The sequence below is a fragment of the Streptomyces sp. NPDC023541 genome (assembly GCF_055559995.1).
Window position 1 is genome coordinate 395,987 of sequence record NZ_JBVHJO010000007.1, and the last position, 14,788, is coordinate 410,774.

General features: G+C 71.7%; 15 protein-coding genes. 9 read left to right on the top strand and 6 right to left on the bottom strand.

Annotation, left to right across the window (positions count from 1 at the left end):
* Positions 1–88: 88 nt before the first annotated feature.
* The 6 genes from ACZ3X1_RS20245 to ACZ3X1_RS20270 all read left to right on the top strand — a co-directional run bounded on the left by ACZ3X1_RS20245 (position 89) and on the right by ACZ3X1_RS20270 (position 6,197).
* Positions 89–931, top strand: a complete 843-nt coding sequence (locus tag ACZ3X1_RS20245) for an ABC transporter ATP-binding protein (protein ID WP_467280571.1) — start codon at positions 89–91, stop codon at positions 929–931.
* Entirely contained in the window at positions 928–2,628 is a 1,701-nt protein-coding gene (locus tag ACZ3X1_RS20250) for a transporter (RefSeq protein ID WP_467280501.1), read from the top strand. The genes ACZ3X1_RS20245 and ACZ3X1_RS20250 overlap by 4 nt, the downstream gene beginning before the upstream one ends.
* A 785-nt stretch (positions 2,629–3,413) precedes the next feature.
* Positions 3,414–4,601, top strand: coding sequence for an RNase A-like domain-containing protein (locus tag ACZ3X1_RS20255; RefSeq protein WP_467280503.1), 1,188 nt, complete (start codon positions 3,414–3,416; stop codon positions 4,599–4,601).
* 11 nt (positions 4,602–4,612) lie between these two features.
* Positions 4,613–5,185, top strand: coding sequence for a hypothetical protein (locus tag ACZ3X1_RS20260; RefSeq protein WP_467280504.1), 573 nt, complete (start codon positions 4,613–4,615; stop codon positions 5,183–5,185).
* A gap of 25 nt (positions 5,186–5,210) precedes the next feature.
* Complete coding sequence (locus ACZ3X1_RS20265; protein ID WP_467280505.1) at positions 5,211–5,510, top strand: RNase A-like domain-containing protein; 300 nt, start codon at positions 5,211–5,213, stop codon at positions 5,508–5,510.
* 12 nt (positions 5,511–5,522) lie between these two features.
* Positions 5,523–6,197, top strand: a complete 675-nt coding sequence (locus ACZ3X1_RS20270; RefSeq protein ID WP_467280506.1) for a contact-dependent growth inhibition system immunity protein — start codon at positions 5,523–5,525, stop codon at positions 6,195–6,197.
* Between the two features lie 40 nt (positions 6,198–6,237).
* On the opposite strand, the gene ACZ3X1_RS20275 is transcribed toward ACZ3X1_RS20270, so the two are convergent.
* A complete protein-coding gene (locus ACZ3X1_RS20275; protein ID WP_356815095.1) occupies positions 6,238–7,113 on the bottom strand; it encodes an alpha/beta fold hydrolase in 876 nt (291 codons plus the stop codon).
* A gap of 266 nt (positions 7,114–7,379) precedes the next feature.
* Positions 7,380–8,072 carry a metal-dependent transcriptional regulator gene (locus tag ACZ3X1_RS20280; RefSeq protein ID WP_030665907.1) on the bottom strand — a complete coding sequence of 231 codons (693 nt, stop codon included), beginning with the start codon at positions 8,070–8,072 and terminating at the stop codon, positions 7,380–7,382.
* A 210-nt stretch (positions 8,073–8,282) separates the two neighbouring features.
* Between ACZ3X1_RS20280 and ACZ3X1_RS20285 the strand changes: the two genes are divergently transcribed.
* Positions 8,283–9,038 carry an SIS domain-containing protein gene (locus ACZ3X1_RS20285; protein WP_356815096.1) on the top strand — a complete coding sequence of 252 codons (756 nt, stop codon included), beginning with the start codon at positions 8,283–8,285 and terminating at the stop codon, positions 9,036–9,038.
* On the opposite strand, the gene ACZ3X1_RS20290 is transcribed toward ACZ3X1_RS20285, so the two are convergent.
* Positions 9,032–10,348 carry a PAS domain S-box protein gene (locus ACZ3X1_RS20290; protein WP_467280507.1) on the bottom strand — a complete coding sequence of 439 codons (1,317 nt, stop codon included), beginning with the start codon at positions 10,346–10,348 and terminating at the stop codon, positions 9,032–9,034. The genes ACZ3X1_RS20285 and ACZ3X1_RS20290 overlap by 7 nt on opposite strands.
* A gap of 305 nt (positions 10,349–10,653) precedes the next feature.
* Here ACZ3X1_RS20290 and ACZ3X1_RS20295 point away from each other — a divergent pair, with 305 nt between their 5' ends.
* Positions 10,654–10,914, top strand: a complete 261-nt coding sequence (locus tag ACZ3X1_RS20295; protein ID WP_390080321.1) for a hypothetical protein — start codon at positions 10,654–10,656, stop codon at positions 10,912–10,914.
* Between the two features lie 259 nt (positions 10,915–11,173).
* Here the strand turns inward: ACZ3X1_RS20295 and pdxH are convergent, their stop codons facing one another.
* On the bottom strand, positions 11,174–11,836 hold the full coding sequence (pdxH, locus tag ACZ3X1_RS20300) for a pyridoxamine 5'-phosphate oxidase (protein WP_356815099.1): 663 nt from the start codon (positions 11,834–11,836) through the stop codon (positions 11,174–11,176).
* 200 nt (positions 11,837–12,036) lie between these two features.
* Here pdxH and ACZ3X1_RS20305 point away from each other — a divergent pair, with 200 nt between their 5' ends.
* Complete coding sequence (locus ACZ3X1_RS20305) at positions 12,037–13,143, top strand: citrate synthase 2 (protein WP_030027765.1); 1,107 nt, start codon at positions 12,037–12,039, stop codon at positions 13,141–13,143.
* Positions 13,144–13,261: 118 nt separating this feature from the next.
* Here ACZ3X1_RS20305 and ACZ3X1_RS20310 read toward each other — a convergent pair whose 3' ends face one another.
* Both ACZ3X1_RS20310 and ACZ3X1_RS20315 read right to left on the bottom strand, forming a co-directional pair.
* Positions 13,262–13,876, bottom strand: coding sequence for a TetR/AcrR family transcriptional regulator (locus tag ACZ3X1_RS20310; protein WP_467280508.1), 615 nt, complete (start codon positions 13,874–13,876; stop codon positions 13,262–13,264).
* Positions 13,864–14,601 carry an enoyl-CoA hydratase family protein gene (locus tag ACZ3X1_RS20315; RefSeq protein ID WP_356815101.1) on the bottom strand — a complete coding sequence of 246 codons (738 nt, stop codon included), beginning with the start codon at positions 14,599–14,601 and terminating at the stop codon, positions 13,864–13,866. Before ACZ3X1_RS20315 ends, ACZ3X1_RS20310 begins: the two co-directional genes overlap by 13 nt.
* Positions 14,602–14,788 lie beyond the last annotated feature (187 nt).

Consider the following 14,788-nt stretch of genomic DNA (forward strand, 5'->3'; position numbering starts at 1 on the left):
TCATGACATAAGTAACTGATGAGGCCTCTCCCCCTCCTCCTATCGTGAAGGAGGAACGACCAAGGGGGACGCGATGAGAGGCAGGCGCATGCCGGACCAGGGCGATGCGACGGGTGGAACGTACGGGACGGATGGTGCGCGAACCGCGCCGTCCGCCGTGCGCGTGGAAGGTCTGTGGAAGCGGTTCGGCGAGCAGGTGGCCGTCGCCGGCATCGACCTGGAGCTGCCCGCGGGCAAGTTCGTCGGCCTGGTGGGGCCGAACGGCGCGGGCAAGACGACCACGCTGTCGATGGTGACCGGGCTGCTGCGCCCCGACATGGGGCGGGTCGTCGTCGCGGGGCACGACGTGTGGGCCGACCCGACCGAGGTCAAGGCGCGGATCGGCGTACTGCCGGAGGGGCTGCGGCTCTTCGAGCGGCTGTCGGGGCGCGAACTGCTCGGCTACATGGGCCGTCTGCGCGGACTGCCCGGCGATGAGACCGACAAGCGGGCGACGCAGCTGCTGGAGATCCTCGACCTCGCCGGTTCGCAGCACAAGCTGGTCGTCGACTACTCGACCGGCATGCGGAAGAAGATCGGCCTGGCGGCGGCGCTGCTGCACAACCCCGAAGTGCTCTTCCTGGACGAGCCGTTCGAAGGCGTCGACCCGGTGTCGGCACAGACCATCCGCGGGGTGCTGGAACGTTACACCGCGTCCGGTGCCACGGTCGTCTTCTCCTCCCACGTGATGGAGCTCGTCGAGTCGCTGTGCGACTGGGTGGCCGTGATGGCCGCCGGCCGGATCCGCGCCGCGGGCCCGCTGGCCGACGTACGGGGCTCCGCACCCTCCCTGCAGGCCGCCTTCCTCGAACTGGTCGGCGCGCACGGGCGTGACGCGTCCGGGGACTCGCTGGACTGGCTCGGCGGCAACTCCGGGGCGGTCACGCGATGAGCGCGCCCGCCGCCTCCGCCGGAGCCTCCGGTACGTCGAATGCGCCCGCGGGGGTGTCCGGCGCGGCCGGGATCGCCGCCGGACCGGCCGCCGCCTCCGCGGCGCCGCTCGCACTCACCCCGATCTTCGTCCGCATCAAACTGTCGCTGCTGCGCAACGGCCTGAAGGGCTCCTCGAAGCGCAAGGCCGCCTACTTCTCGACGCTGGCCTTCGCGCTGGTGGTCGGCTTCTTCATGACGCTCGGCCTGGGCCTGCTGCACGGCCACGCGCACGCGGGCACTGCGGTGGTCCTGCTGGCCGCGATCCTGGCGCTCGGCTGGGCCTTCATGCCGCTGTTCTTCCCCACCGGGGACGAGACGCTGGACCCGAGCCGGCTGGTGATGCTGCCGCTGCGGCCGCGTCCTCTCGTAGCGGCCCTGCTCGCGTCCTCGCTCGTGGGCATCGGGCCGCTGTTCACGCTCTGCCTGGCGGTCGGCTCGGTGATAGCCGTCGCGCGCGGCGCCGCCGGCGCAGTGGCCGCGGTGGTGGCCGTACCGCTCCTGCTGCTCGGCTGCGTGGTCCTCGCGCGGGCCGTGGCGACGGCCAACGTCCGGCTGCTGACCAGCCGCAAGGGGCGTGACCTGGCGGTGCTCAGCGGCCTGGTCATCGCGGTGGGCGCGCAGCTCGCCAACTTCGCCAGCCAGAGCCTCTTCCAGTCGGGCGGCCTGTCCGCGCTGGAGCCCGTCGAGGCGGTGGTGCGGTGGCTGCCGCCGGCGACCGCCGTCGGCATGGTGGACTCCGTGAGCGAGGGCGCGTACGGCCGGGCGGCCGCCCAGCTGGTGCTGACCCTGGCCGCGCTGGCCGGCCTGCTGTGGTCCTGGGAGCGCAGCCTGACCCGGCTGATGGTCACCCCGGACGGCTCGACGATCTCGGCCTCCGGGCCCGTCAAGGACCGCGGTGGCGTCGGCGGCGGCTTCTGGTCGCTGCTGCCCTCCGGCCGGACGGGCGCCTCCATGCAGCGCACCCTGCGCTACGTCGTGCGGGACCCGAAGACGAAGTCGGCCTGGGTGACCGCGCTGGCGATCGGCATGATCGTGCCCGTCGCCAACGCGGTGCAGGGAACCGGATCGGTCTACCTCGGCAGCTTCGGCGCGGGCATGCTCGGCGTCCAGATGTACAACCAGTTCGGGCAGGACACCTCGGCGTTCTGGATGGTCGCGCAGACCATCTCGGGCACCCGCGACGCGTACGTGGAGCTGCGTGCCCGTGCTTCCGCGCTGGCCCTGGTCACCCTCCCGTACACGGTCCTCGTCACGGTGGTCACCGCCGCCCTGCTGGACGACTGGCAGGGCTTCCCCGCGGCCGTGGGCATGGCCCTCGCCCTGCTGGGCTCGATGCTGTGCACCGGGGCTCTGGCCTCGGCCCGCTTCCCGTACTCCATCCCGACCGAGGGCGCGTTCAAGAACGTCGCCCCGGGGCAGGGCGGGCTCGCCTGGGGCGGGATCCTCGGCGGGATGCTGGCGTCGGCGCTGGTGTGCGCGCCGGTGATCGCCCTGGCGGTATGGCTGAACACGGCCGAACACCGGGACGTGTCCTGGATCGTGCTCCCGGTCGGCGTGGCCTGGGGCTGGCTGGCGGCCTGGGCGGGCCTGCGGCTCGCGGCGCCGACGGTGGCGCGCAAGCTGCCGGAGATCCTGTCGGCGGTGAGCAAGGGCTGACGTCGCCGGCCGCAGCGCTACGGGCCGGCCTGCGCCCCCTGGTGGGGGCGCAGGCCGGCCCGTCGTGTGGTTGCGCGGCGCCAGGCGGGCCGGCCGGGGTCAGCGGCCGGCGAGCAGGACGAGGGCGGCGGCGGAGCCGGCGAAGACGATGCCGTGGCGCTTGTTCTGCAGGTACGGCATCACCCAGCGGAGGAAGCCCCGCTCGGTGGCGCGGAGCATGGACTCCACGTCGGGGTGCCGGAGTTCGCCGTCGCGGACTTGGCGAAGGCGGCGGTGACGGACGGCACGGTGGTGAGGCTGGAGTGGAGGATCACGCAGTTCACGAGGATCACCAGGGGGGGGGACGATCCAGGTGAGCGTGTCCGCCGCGGAGTTGCCGGCGTGCCCGAGGACGGCGGGCACGGCGTGGGCGGTGCCGCCCCGACGGGCGCCCAGGTCTTGTGGCCCCCTGCGTAGAGGCGCATCCCGTTCTCGGCCATGACGGGGTGCGTACCCCTGACGCCCGAGCCCGGTCTCGACGGCGGCCTGTGTGCGGCTGCCGTAGCGACTGCGTACGAGCGGGATGCTCAGGAAGGCGAGGGCGATCAGGATCTGCAAGGCGGCGACGGCGTTGATCGATTTTCCTCGTTTCTCAGGTGTTTGCCTGGCGACGTAGAACCTGCCCCCCCCCCTGACGCCCCCGAACACCTCACTGACATCCCCCTGACACGCCCTCCCCACCGCCGACCCGGCCCGTCCGGGATGCCGTTTGCTAGCGTCAACGCAGTGATCATCTGGGGCTAGAAGTGGGCAAGGTCCACGAGATCACGCCCGGCTTCAAGCAGCGCGACGGGCGGGCCATGGCCAACGCATGGCGCCTCATCGCGGGGGAGGCTGTGAAGGGATCGGACGAATTCACGGCCGCGATTTCCACCATCACCGATACGCGGAAAAACGGCGAGTGGCAACGCGCGATGCGGGCGTTCGGGCAGAGCATCTGGGGCACGACCGAGTGGGGCAGGGCCCGGGACGAGAACCTCAACAGGGTCGAGACCGGACGCCAGTGGCGCACCAACCGCGATCTTCCACCCGCCGCGCGACGTCCCATCGTCGACGTGCTGAAGAAGACGGCGGAGACGGTGCCCGAGGTCCTCGACCATCTTGCCGGGGTCATGGACACGACCAGGGCGACAACCGAGCGTTGCGGAAGGGAGGCCGCCGAGGCAACGGTCAAGGACCTCACGACCGGCCTGGACCCCCTCGACGCGACCAAGCTCGCGGTCGGCCTCCTGGTCGCCGAGATTGTGATCAGGTTCCGGTCCCACATGGACAAGGCGACGATGGACGCGGCCGTAGAGAACTACCATCGCGAGTTCAGCGAGGCGGCCGTCAAGCTCAACGCACTCGTACCGGAGCTGGATGAGGCGATCCTCAGCGCTCCGACCTACGAGTCCGAGATCGCTCGCGCCCAAGGGTTCGGCGCACGGTCGCTCAACGAGTTCAAGCAGGAACACCGTTGGCAGCGCGGCGGCGAAGGGCACAGCCCGTACATGTACTCATTCGACCTCGCCACGAACGAGGACCTCGGGGGCGGACACACCCTGGAGAAGCACGTAGGTAAGACGGACGAACAGCTGCTCCAGCGGCACCGGGATCAGAGCAAGCCCTCGGGGAAGCTCGAGTTGATGTCGGCGTCGAGCTTCGCAGACTTCGAGTCAGCTCAGAAATACACTCAGTACAACATTCGGCAAAACACCTCGCAGATCCAGGACTGGCTCAAGAATCCACCCCCAGCGAAGAAATCGCTGTCCATTGTCGTCTCCTCGGTGCCGCAGGAAGGGCCGCTGAGCGGAGATGCGGTGACGGGAAGGACCAGTCGCGGTGTGAAGAATGTAGTCATGCCCGTCGAGGATGCCAAAGGGGTGCGAACGCGCCTTCAGTACGATGCAAACCTGGATCCGCCCTTCGTCGTCCACACGTCGTCACCTGAGTAGTGGAGTAAAGGATGACTGAACTCACCGCGGAAGTTTGGGCGGACGCGCTCGAGCTGTACCAGTACAGCTATACGTCCGTCTCCGTTGCCCGCCGCGAACACGAGGAATGGTGGCTTGACGCCGCAACTGCCATGTGTCACCAAGCACCCGACCCGCGCGGATGGCCCTTGCTCGACCCGGACGAGGACGAACCGGAGCGCCAAGACGATCCCTTGTTCCCTTTCATAGAGGCCCCTACGACACAGGCAGAAGTGGTCCGCTTCCGGCCGAAAGTGACCGAGCTCCCGCGGGGTTCTGTCTCATCACTACTGGTACTTCTCGGCATTCCCGGCCTGGACGTGGCAAGAGCCCCGGACTTCGCCCAAGATCGGCCCGAAATGGAACGTCGAGCGCACCTGATCATTTCGCGCTTTCCCGACGGCACACGCTTCTTTTCCAACATCGGCTGGGAAGGCGAGGCCCCTGACTTCTACGAGCAACCCGTTCGCAGGACGAACCCGTTCAGTCGTTACGGCTGGGACGCTGGCCTGATTGCCGTCAACGACGCCGAGATCGCGATGCTCTGGCATTTTGATCCCACTTGATCAAACCCACCGAAGATGGGACCCCATGCTCACCCGAACCGCCACCTATCCCGACCGGGAAACCGCCCAGTGGGCCACCCAGGAGGTCATCGCCCTCAACGAACACACCATCCACCGCTGGCTCGCCCAGGGCACCCGCCCGCGCCTGACCCTGGAGGCCGCCTGGCCGTCCCGTCCCGATCCGGTCGGCCGCGTCCTGCTCCAGGCCATGGCGTACGCCGGGCGCGGCCCGGTGGACGTGCGTGCGGTCCGGGTCGTGCTGCGCCGCGAGCCCGCCGCCCCCCATGGCTTCGTCGTGCACACCACCGTCCCGATCTACATGTAGAGGCCGTCCCCGATGCCCATGAAGCCCATCGACTTCGACCGCCGCTACGGCGAGCTGCACCAGGTGATCGGCGCCTACCTCGGGCAGCCTGCCGATGACGAGCCCGACCGGCCGAGCCTTGCCCTGCGGGCCTACCTTCGGCACACCTGGCACACCCGGCCCTGGGCCCTGTCGGTCGCGGAGCAGCAGCTGCGCGACTACGCGCACAACCCGCCGGGTCGACTGCGCCGACGACTCGGCGAGTTCTACCCGGTTCCGGACGTCGGCCTGCCTGAGGCGTCGATCCAGAGGTGGCTCCTCCTCCTCGCCGACCACGTCAAGCAGAGCATCGAGGGCGGCGAGGCTCCTCGCCCCTCCGTACTGCCCGAGACCCGCTGGGAATGGCATGCACGCTTCCCCGAACTCGGCCAGTTCCTCGGCGGTTGGTTCTCGCAGGACATGGCGGACGAATTCAGCGACCACGCGGCAGCCATCCGCGACTACGACGGCGCTACGGACCGCAGTCTCGTGGCCCGCCTCGTCGGCGAGATCCGCGAACTGCTCGCTCTCGGGCTGGACGAAGACGAACACGCCCTCGCCGTGGCGGAGCTGGGGATGGAGCTCGACCCGCCGGCGCCGCACTCGACGGGCAGCTGGCTTGCTTCCGTGGCTGACGGACTGAGCGGCTTCCGACCGGAGTACGCGTAGCCGTCCGGACAGGTCGCTCTCCCACCCCGTCGGACCGGTGTCAGGAGGTGTGGGCCGGGATGTCGTCCAGGAAGGGCTCCAGGACGGCGCGCCAGGCTGTCGGTTGGTCGTAGTGGAGGTAGTGGCCGGCGTCGGGGATCTCCGCGTAGCGGCCGGCCGGGAGGACACGGACCATCTCCTGGGCCTCGGCGCGGCCCAGTTCGCCGTCCAGGCCGCGGACCACCAGGGTCGGGCAGCGGACCTGGGCCAGCTCCTCCCAGTGGGCGTCGTGGACCCAGGTTTCGCGGGCCGTCAGCATCTGGCGGCGGGAGAAGAGCGGGCGCCAGCCGTCCGAGGACTCGTGCATGACCTCGGCGAAGAAGGCGCCGCGGCCGGGGTCGGGGCGCTCCACGCGGGGGTCGTCCTCGCCGAACCAGCGGCGGGCGGCGTCCTGGGTGGGGAAGGGGAGGGGCCAGAGGTGGAACCAGTCCTCCCACTCGCGTTGGGAGGCAGCGCCGAGGGCCGAGGCTCGCATGTCGCAGATGACGAGGGCCGCGACCAGGTCCGGGCGGCGGGCGGCGAGCTGCCAGGCGGTGAGGGCGCCCATGGAGTGGCCGATCAGGGTGACGGGGGCGAGGCCGAGCTGTACGACGGCGGCTTCCGCGTCGGCCACGAAGGCTTCGCGGCCCAGGGTGGTGTGCGGGGCCGCACCGGCGGGCGGGCGGGCACTGTGGCCGTGGCCGCGCTGGTCCAGGGCGACAACGCGGCGGCGTTCCCCGAGCCAGTGGGCGGTACCGGCCCAGTGGGAGGCGCGGCCCATCAGCCCGTGCAGTAACAGCACGCCGGGGCGGGGGTCTGCTCCGGGGACCGGTTCTCGGAACTGCCAGGCGGCCAGCCGGACACCTTCGGCCCCTGTCACATCGATGCGCTGTACCACCGCAGATGCACCCCCTTCGCTCCCCGCCAGACTATCGAACCCCCATTCGAAAACGGGGTTCTCGCCCACAACACCGCTCTTTCGAGTGACCTTGCTCAAGGATTGACCGCCACTGCCGATGGAGATCCTTTCAACAGGGAGCGGGCCGCTCGGGGAAGACGGTCCGTGGGGACGACCTTGAGAGCTCGGGGCTCCAGGTCACACAGGGGAGGACCGGTCCCGGCGCCGCAAGGCGCCGGGACCGCCCACACCGAAGGACCCCGGGGTCAGCGCTTCGCCACGAACACGTGCGAGGCGATCTCGGCCTCCAGCTCGGCGGCCTCGCCACCGCTGCCGACCAGCACACCCCCAGGGGACTCGGTCACGCTCACCACCGACCCGGGCTGCACGCCCGCCCGCCGCAGCGTGTACATCAGCTGGGCGTCCGTCTGGATCGGCTCCCCGATCCGCCTCACGACCACCGTCTTGCCCTCGGTACCCGGGTCGAGCTCGGACAGGCTGATCATGCCGTCCTCCAGGAACGGCTCGGCCTCCGCCTTCTCGCCCAGCTCCTCCAGCCCCGGGATCGGGTTCCCGTACGGCGACTCGGTCGGGTGGCGCAGCAGCTCCAGCACCCGCCGCTCCACCGCCTCGCTCATCACGTGCTCCCACCGGCAGGCCTCGGCGTGCACCTGCTCCCACTCCAGTCCGATGACGTCGACGAGCAGGCACTCGGCGAGCCGGTGCTTGCGCATCACGCGCGTCGCCAGCCGCCGGCCCTCGTCCGTCAGCTCCAGATGGCGGTCCGTGGCGACGGCCACCAGACCGTCCCGCTCCATGCGCGCCACCGTCTGGCTCACCGTCGGCCCGCTCTGGTCCAGCCTCTCGGCGATCCGGGCGCGCATGGGGACCACGCCTTCCTCTTCCAGCTCGAGGATGGTGCGGAGATACATCTCCGTGGTATCGATCAGTCCGGACATTCGTGCCCCTCGGATTGCGTGCGCTGGCCCTGTCCCCAATTCTGACGCATCGGGCGGACAACCGTCCCGTGCCGTGGGCCAAGACGGGTCCCGGACCTCCCCCGGCCCTTGGGCCACGGGATTGACGGCCGTATTGACACGCCCTTGGTCCAGACCGCACGGTGAGCGGCGGACACGGACGCACCCCACCTCTGGAAGGGCCTTCGGCGTATGAGCGAGAGCAAGCTGGCCGGTCAGTTCTTCGACGCCGCCATCGGCCTGCTGGAGCGGGTCCGGGACGAGGAGGCCCCGCGCATCGCCCAGGCCGGCACCCTCGTCGCCGACGCCGTCGCCGGCGGCAACCGCCTCTTCGCGTTCGGCGCCGGCCACTCCTCACTGCCCGCCCAGGACGTCGTCTACCGGGCGGGCGGCCTCGCCCTGATGAACTTCCTCGCCGTCCCCGGCACCGCCGGTGTCGACGTCATGCCCGCCACCCTGGGCAGCGCCCTCGAACGCGTCGACGGCCTGGCCGGCGCCGTCCTCGACAGCAGCCCCGCCTCCGACGGCGACGTCCTCGTGATCATCTCCCTGTCCGGGCGCAACGCGCTGCCCGTCGAGATGGCCATGAACGCGCGCGCCATCGGCCTCAAGGTCATCGGCGTCACCTCGGTCGCGTACGCCACCGGCACCCGCTCACGGCACGCCTCGGGCACCTTCCTCAAGGACCACTGCGACGTCGTCCTCGACAGCAAGATCGCGGTCGGTGACGCGGAACTGAGCATCGACGGCATCGACGCCCCCTTCGCCCCCGCCTCCACCGTCGTCACCAGCGCGATCATGCAGGCGGTCATGGCCACGGCCGCCGGCGAACTCGCCGCCCGCGGCCTGGAGCCCCCGCTCCTGCGCTCGGGCAACGTCGACGGCGGCCACGAGTGGAACGGCCGCGTCATGCAGGAGTACGGCGACCGGATCTTCTTCCGTCACTGAGCGGGCCCGGAGCCCGCCGCCAGGTCCAGGTCCGCGGCCACGCGGGCCGCCACCTCCTCCGCGTACGCCGCGTCCGCACGCTCGAACGCCGCCCGCGACGGCCCCCGCAGGAACGTCAGCGCCCCCAGGGTCCGCCCCCGGCTGCGCAGCACCGTGCACAGCACGTGCGCCGCGCCCTCGGGCCACTGCCGGGCCCGCGCCCACTCCGCGTCCGCCTCACCGCGCGGGGCGCTGGTGCGCACCGAGCCGATCCGGTCCAGCGCCTGCAGCGCCGGGTGCCCGGCCGCGTACCGTACGGGGATCGAACCGGGCCCCGGCAGCGCGGGCGGCGACGCGGCGCACCGTACGAGCCTGCGCCGCTCGGAGTCGGCCGCGGGGGCCAGTACGTCCAGCAGGGCGTGCTCGGCGAAGCCGGCGAGCGCGAAGTCCAGGCGTACGGCGGCCGCCTCCGCCGGGTCCTCGCACTCGGCGGCGGCCCGCCCCGCCCGGTGCAGCTGGTGGGAACGGAACCGCGCCTGCGCGGCGTCGAGCTGCTCCTGCCGGGCCTCGGTGACGTCCTGGAGCAGCCAGCCGACGCCCAGCGGCACCGGTTCCTCCGCGAGCGGCGAAGCCAGCCGCACGAACCCGCAGCGCCAACACCGGCGCCGTACGCCCTCGGCCGTGCGCACCGACACCCACATCTCCACGGGCGCGGGTGGCGCCCCCTCCGCGAGCACGTGCTGGAGCGCCCCCTCCAGCTCCTCCACCCCCTGGGTCAGCAGCTCGCCGAGGGGCCGGCCGAGCAGGGCGGTACGGCCGGTCCCGAAGGCCCGCGCGGCGTGCGCGTTGACCACGGCGGGCCGCAGGTCGACGTCGACGAGGACGACGCCCCAGGAGGCGTCCTCCATCAGGGCCTCGCTCAGCGCGATGGACCGCTCCAGGTCGATCTGTGCGTGCACCTCGCTGAAGGCGCAGTACACCCCTGCGGGCGAGCCGTCCGCGCCCGGCACCCCGGCGGACTGCGTCCGTACCAGGACGCGCCCGCCGTCCTTGGTGAGCAGCGCGAACTCGTGGACCTGGCGCCCGGGCACGTGCTGGGCGGACATCAGTCTGTCCTGTACGTCCTGCGCGTCGGCGGCCCGCACCGCCCACCCTTCGAACCCCTTGCGCCCCACGGCCTCCCCGGCGGACCAGCCCAGGATCCGCTCTGCCTCACGGTTCCAGTGGGTGATCACCCCGTCGGAGTCGAAGGCGCACAGCGCGGCGTCCATCCCGTCCAGCAGCGCGGCGAGCAGATCGTCGGTGGTCTCGTCACGTCCGGAAGCACTCACCTGGAACCCCCAGCAGGTGTTGGCGTATGCGGCACGTCAGATCATTGAACTCGAACGTGACGCAGCCCACACCGCATTCGGGGAAATCCCTGCGGTCCCCCACATCTGGGGCAACATGCCCGCGACGGCGACACGGAGAGCCGCTGACGCCCACCATCCGGCTCAAGGACCGAAGCCGTGCGGGCTCTGCGGTCGCGGGCGTGCAGCTGCGCGGCGATTCGGCCCGCAGGGGCGGCCCACCCTCGTCCGCCGAGGGCTGGCCAGCATCGCGCCTGTGCCGGTTCACACCCGTGATGGAGCTCCACGTGGAGCAGACCGCGTTCGGCACGGTCTTGATCGCGGCGGCCATGTCATCCAGTGACCGGGATTTCTCGGAGCGGACGCACTCCGGATTCGAGATCACAATGCTGACCAGCAGTTTTGATGTCTCCCACCGGAATTTGCGGCTGCTCCGGAGAGCCGACGGACACACCTGTGGATTCGCCGACGAAATTCGATTGAGCCACGAGCGCGGGCCTGCTTACAGTGGACGCACACTGAAAGGAGGTGATCCCGGAAATGTATGAACTCCGGACGCGTGAGGTGGCTGCGGGCTAGGGCCCGTCGTCAGCAACGCACCCAGTGCGGTGCCCGGCGGATCGCCCGGCGCCAATCCCAAGCAGTCACCCGACCCGCGGGCTCGCCGGCACGTCCGGCCGGCTCCTCTCACTGCAGGAGAGGACCCGAGCCCGCGGGTCGTCTGCGTCTACGCTCCCGCCGCGGGTGGGCAGGAACGGGAGCGGGCCGCCTCCCGCGGGGCGCGAACAGGCGGCGTGGTCCCCGCGGCTACGGGCAGAGCCGTTCCAGGCGCCACTTCTCGCCCTCCAGTACGTAGTGCAGCCGGTCGTGCAGCCGGTTCTCGTGGCCCTGCCAGAACTCGACCTCCTGCGGAACCACCCGCAGCCCGCCCCACTCCGGCGGGACCGGGACCTGCTCGCCCTCGGGGTAGCGCGCGGCCAGCTCGGCGTAGCGGCCGTCCAGCTCCGCCCGGGAGCCGATCACGCTCGACTGCTCGCTCGCCCAGGCGCCCAGCTGCGAGCCGTGCGGCCGGGACCGGAAGTACGCCGCCGTCTCGTCGCGGCCGATGCGGGACGCCGTGCCGGTGACGATCACCTGGCGGGCGATGGGGTGCCACGGGAAGAGCAGCGCGACGTGCGGGTTCGCGGCGAGCTCCCGGCCCTTGCGGGACGCGTAGTTGGTGAAGAAGACGAAGCCCCTGCTGTCGAACTGCTTCAGCAGCACCGTGCGCGAGCTGGGCCGTCCGTCGGGGGTGGCCGTCGAGACGACCATGGCGTTCGGTTCGAAGAGGTGCGAGTCGGCCGCCTGCTGGAACCACCGGGCGAACTGCTCCATGGGGTCCTCGGCGAGGCTCTCCTCGTGGACGATCTCCGAGCGGTACTGCTTGCGCATCATGGCGGGGTCAATGTCCTGATCGGTCACGCGAGCCATCCTGCCGCAGGTGGACCGGGGAGGGTGTGCCGTATGTCACGCTTCCGCAGTCGGGGCGCAGCCGCCAAAATCTTGGGGCCGGTCCGAAGGCCCCCGCACGGGTGACCATCGGCCGTGCCGGGCATCAACGGGGATGACCGCGCCGGACCGCGAGTCACGCCGGGAGCCGCGCGTGTTCGCACTATCTGAGGAGCCGCCTGATGTCCGACTTCGTACCCGGGCTCGAAGGGGTCGTCGCGTTCGAGACGGAGATCGCCGAACCCGACAAGGAAGGCGGATCGCTCCGCTACCGGGGTGTCGACATCGAAGACCTTGTCGGGCACGTCTCCTTCGGGAACGTGTGGGGCCTGCTGGTCGACGGTGCTTTCAACCCCGGCCTGCCGGCCGCCGAGCCCTTCCCCATCCCGGTCCACTCCGGTGACATCCGCGTCGACGTGCAGTCCGCCCTCGCGATGCTCGCCCCCGTGTGGGGTCTGAAACCGCTGCTGGACATCGACGTGCAGACCGCCCGCGACGACCTGGCGCGCGCGGCCGTGATGGCGCTGTCGTACGTCGCCCAGTCCGCCCGCGGCCAGGGCCTGCCGATGGTCCCGCAGCGCGAGATCGACAAGGCCGAGTCCGTCGTCGAGCGGTTCATGATCCGCTGGCGGGGCGAGCCGGACCCCAAGCACGTCAAGGCCGTCGACGCGTACTGGACGTCCGCCGCCGAGCACGGCATGAACGCCTCCACCTTCACCGCGCGCGTCATCGCGTCGACCGGGGCGGATGTCGCCGCGGCGCTCTCCGGCGCCGTCGGCGCCATGTCGGGGCCCCTGCACGGCGGGGCGCCGTCCCGCGTGCTCGGCATGATCGAGGAGATCGAGCGCACCGGCGACGCCGTGGCGTACGTGAAGAAGGCCCTCGACAAGGGCGAGCGCCTGATGGGCTTCGGGCACCGCGTCTACCGCGCCGAGGACCCGCGCGCCCGCGTGCTGCGCCGCACCGCCAAGGAGCTGGACGCGCCGCGCTACGAGGTGGCCGCCGCGCTGGAGAAGGCCGCGCTGGAGGAGCTGCACGCGCGTCGCCCCGACCGGGTGCTCGCCACCAACGTGGAGTTCTGGGCCGCGATCATGCTGGACTTCGCGGAGGTGCCGGCGCACATGTTCACCTCGATGTTCAGCTGCGCCCGTACCGCGGGCTGGTCGGCGCACATCCTGGAGCAGAAGCGCACGGGCCGCCTGGTGCGCCCGTCGGCCCGCTACACGGGGCCGGGCCGGCGCAACCCGCAGGAGATCGAGGGCTACGCGGACATCGCCGACACCGCCTGACCGGCTCGGCGCCTGCGCGGCTCGGCGCCTGACCGGCTCGGCCGCCGCACCCCGCGGGGCGCCGCGTCCCGGACTCCTCCGGGCGCGGCGCCCCCGCCGCGTTTTCGGGCCGCCCGGCTCAGCCCAGGGCCGCGTCGAGGATCCGGGACCACTGGGCCACGACACGGGCCCGTCGGGCGGCGTCGTCGGTCAGGACGTTCGCCAGGCCCAGGCCGCGGGCCATGTCGAGGAGGCCCTGCACGGTCTCCCGTACGCCGGGCACGGACTCGTCGGCGCCCAGCAGTTCGACGGCTATGCGGTGGGTCTCGCGGCCGACCCGGGCCTCCAGCTCGGTGACCCGCGGACGCAGCTGCTCCTCGTTGGAGGCGGCGACCCACAGCTGGAGCGCGGCGCGGAAGAGGGCGCCCGTGTACAGGTCGACCAGTGCCTGCACCACGGCCGGGCGGGCGGCCGGGCTGGCGTGGAAGAGGTCGCGCAGGGCGGTGGAGCGTTCTTCGGCGACGTACTCGACGGCGGCGGTGAACAGGTCCTCGCGGGTGGGGAAGTGGTGCTGGGCCGCTCCGCGCGAGACGCCGGCGCGTTCCGCGACGGCGGAGACGGTGGACCCGGCCCAGCCGTGCTCGGCGAGGCAGGACACGGCCGCTTCCAGCAGGTGACGGCGGGTGACGCGACTGCGCGCCTGCTTGGGGCCGGTCATGGCCGCGGCGGCGGCGCTGTCGGTCACAGGGCCCATGACGGGTCCCGGCGCTCGAAGCGGGCGGTGATGCCCTCGCGGGCCTCGGCGGAGGCGAAGTGGTGTGCGGACAGTTCGGTGAGCGCGACGCCGTCCTGGGCGAGGGCCGCCCGCACAGGGGCGGTGACCAGTCGCCTGGTCGCGGCGAGCGCCTCGGGGCCGGCCTTGCGCAGGCCCGAGAGGACGGGCGCGAGGATCTCGTCGACGTCCTCCCCGTGGAGGGTGAGCAGCCCGATCCGTGCGGCCTCGGCGGCGTCGAACGCCTCCGCCGTCAGGAAGTACCGGGCTGCGGCGCGCGGGTCCAGGCGGGGCAGGAGCGGCGCGGAGATGACGGCGGGGACCACGCCCAGGTGGGTCTCCGTGAAGGCGTACGAGGACTTCGGCCCGGCGGCGGCGATGTCGCAGACGCCGAGCAGGCCGAGGCCGCCGGCCCGGACGTGGCCGGTGACGCGGGCGACCACCGGCTTGGGCAGCTCGGTGATCTCGCGCAGCAGGGCCACGAAGTCGGCGGGGTCGAAGGGCGACTTGAGGTCGGCTCCGGAGCAGAACGTGCCGCCGGTGTGGGTGAGGACGACGGCACGCACCGCCGGGTCGGCCCCGGCCGCGGCGAAGGCGGCGCGGAGCTCGGCGACGAGCTCCGCGGAGAGGGCGTTGCGGTTGGCCGGGGAGTCGAGGGTCAGGGTGGTGACTCCGGCCGCCGTTGCGGCGTGGACGGGTGTGGCCATGGCTCCTCCGGAGCGGTCGCTGGGTGCGCGGGGTCCTTCGGGGGAGCGTATGCGCTCCTGCCCTGCGGGCTTGCTCGGCGGTGTTCGGGTTGCCCTGCGGGCTCGGTGTTGTCCGGCCGGGGCCGGTCCCCCAGGGGTGTCCGCCGGTCTCGGGGGCTGCGCCGGTCCCCTGCGGGGTGCTCGGCGG

Excerpts from the sequence above, each read along its gene's own strand:
- ACZ3X1_RS20245 (WP_467280571.1), top strand. The coding sequence starts at position 89 with ATGCCGGACCAGGGCGATGCGACGGGTGGAACGTACGGGACGGATGGT.
- ACZ3X1_RS20250 (WP_467280501.1), top strand. The coding sequence starts at position 928 with ATGAGCGCGCCCGCCGCCTCCGCCGGAGCCTCCGGTACGTCGAATGCG.
- ACZ3X1_RS20260 (WP_467280504.1), top strand. The coding sequence starts at position 4,613 with ATGACTGAACTCACCGCGGAAGTTTGGGCGGACGCGCTCGAGCTGTAC.
- ACZ3X1_RS20265 (WP_467280505.1), top strand. The coding sequence starts at position 5,211 with ATGCTCACCCGAACCGCCACCTATCCCGACCGGGAAACCGCCCAGTGG.
- ACZ3X1_RS20270 (WP_467280506.1), top strand. The coding sequence starts at position 5,523 with ATGCCCATGAAGCCCATCGACTTCGACCGCCGCTACGGCGAGCTGCAC.
- ACZ3X1_RS20280 (WP_030665907.1), bottom strand. The coding sequence starts at position 8,072 with ATGTCCGGACTGATCGATACCACGGAGATGTATCTCCGCACCATCCTC.
- ACZ3X1_RS20285 (WP_356815096.1), top strand. The coding sequence starts at position 8,283 with ATGAGCGAGAGCAAGCTGGCCGGTCAGTTCTTCGACGCCGCCATCGGC.
- pdxH (WP_356815099.1), bottom strand. The coding sequence starts at position 11,836 with ATGGCTCGCGTGACCGATCAGGACATTGACCCCGCCATGATGCGCAAG.
- ACZ3X1_RS20305 (WP_030027765.1), top strand. The coding sequence starts at position 12,037 with ATGTCCGACTTCGTACCCGGGCTCGAAGGGGTCGTCGCGTTCGAGACG.
- ACZ3X1_RS20310 (WP_467280508.1), bottom strand. The coding sequence starts at position 13,876 with ATGGGCCCTGTGACCGACAGCGCCGCCGCCGCGGCCATGACCGGCCCC.
- ACZ3X1_RS20315 (WP_356815101.1), bottom strand. The coding sequence starts at position 14,601 with ATGGCCACACCCGTCCACGCCGCAACGGCGGCCGGAGTCACCACCCTG.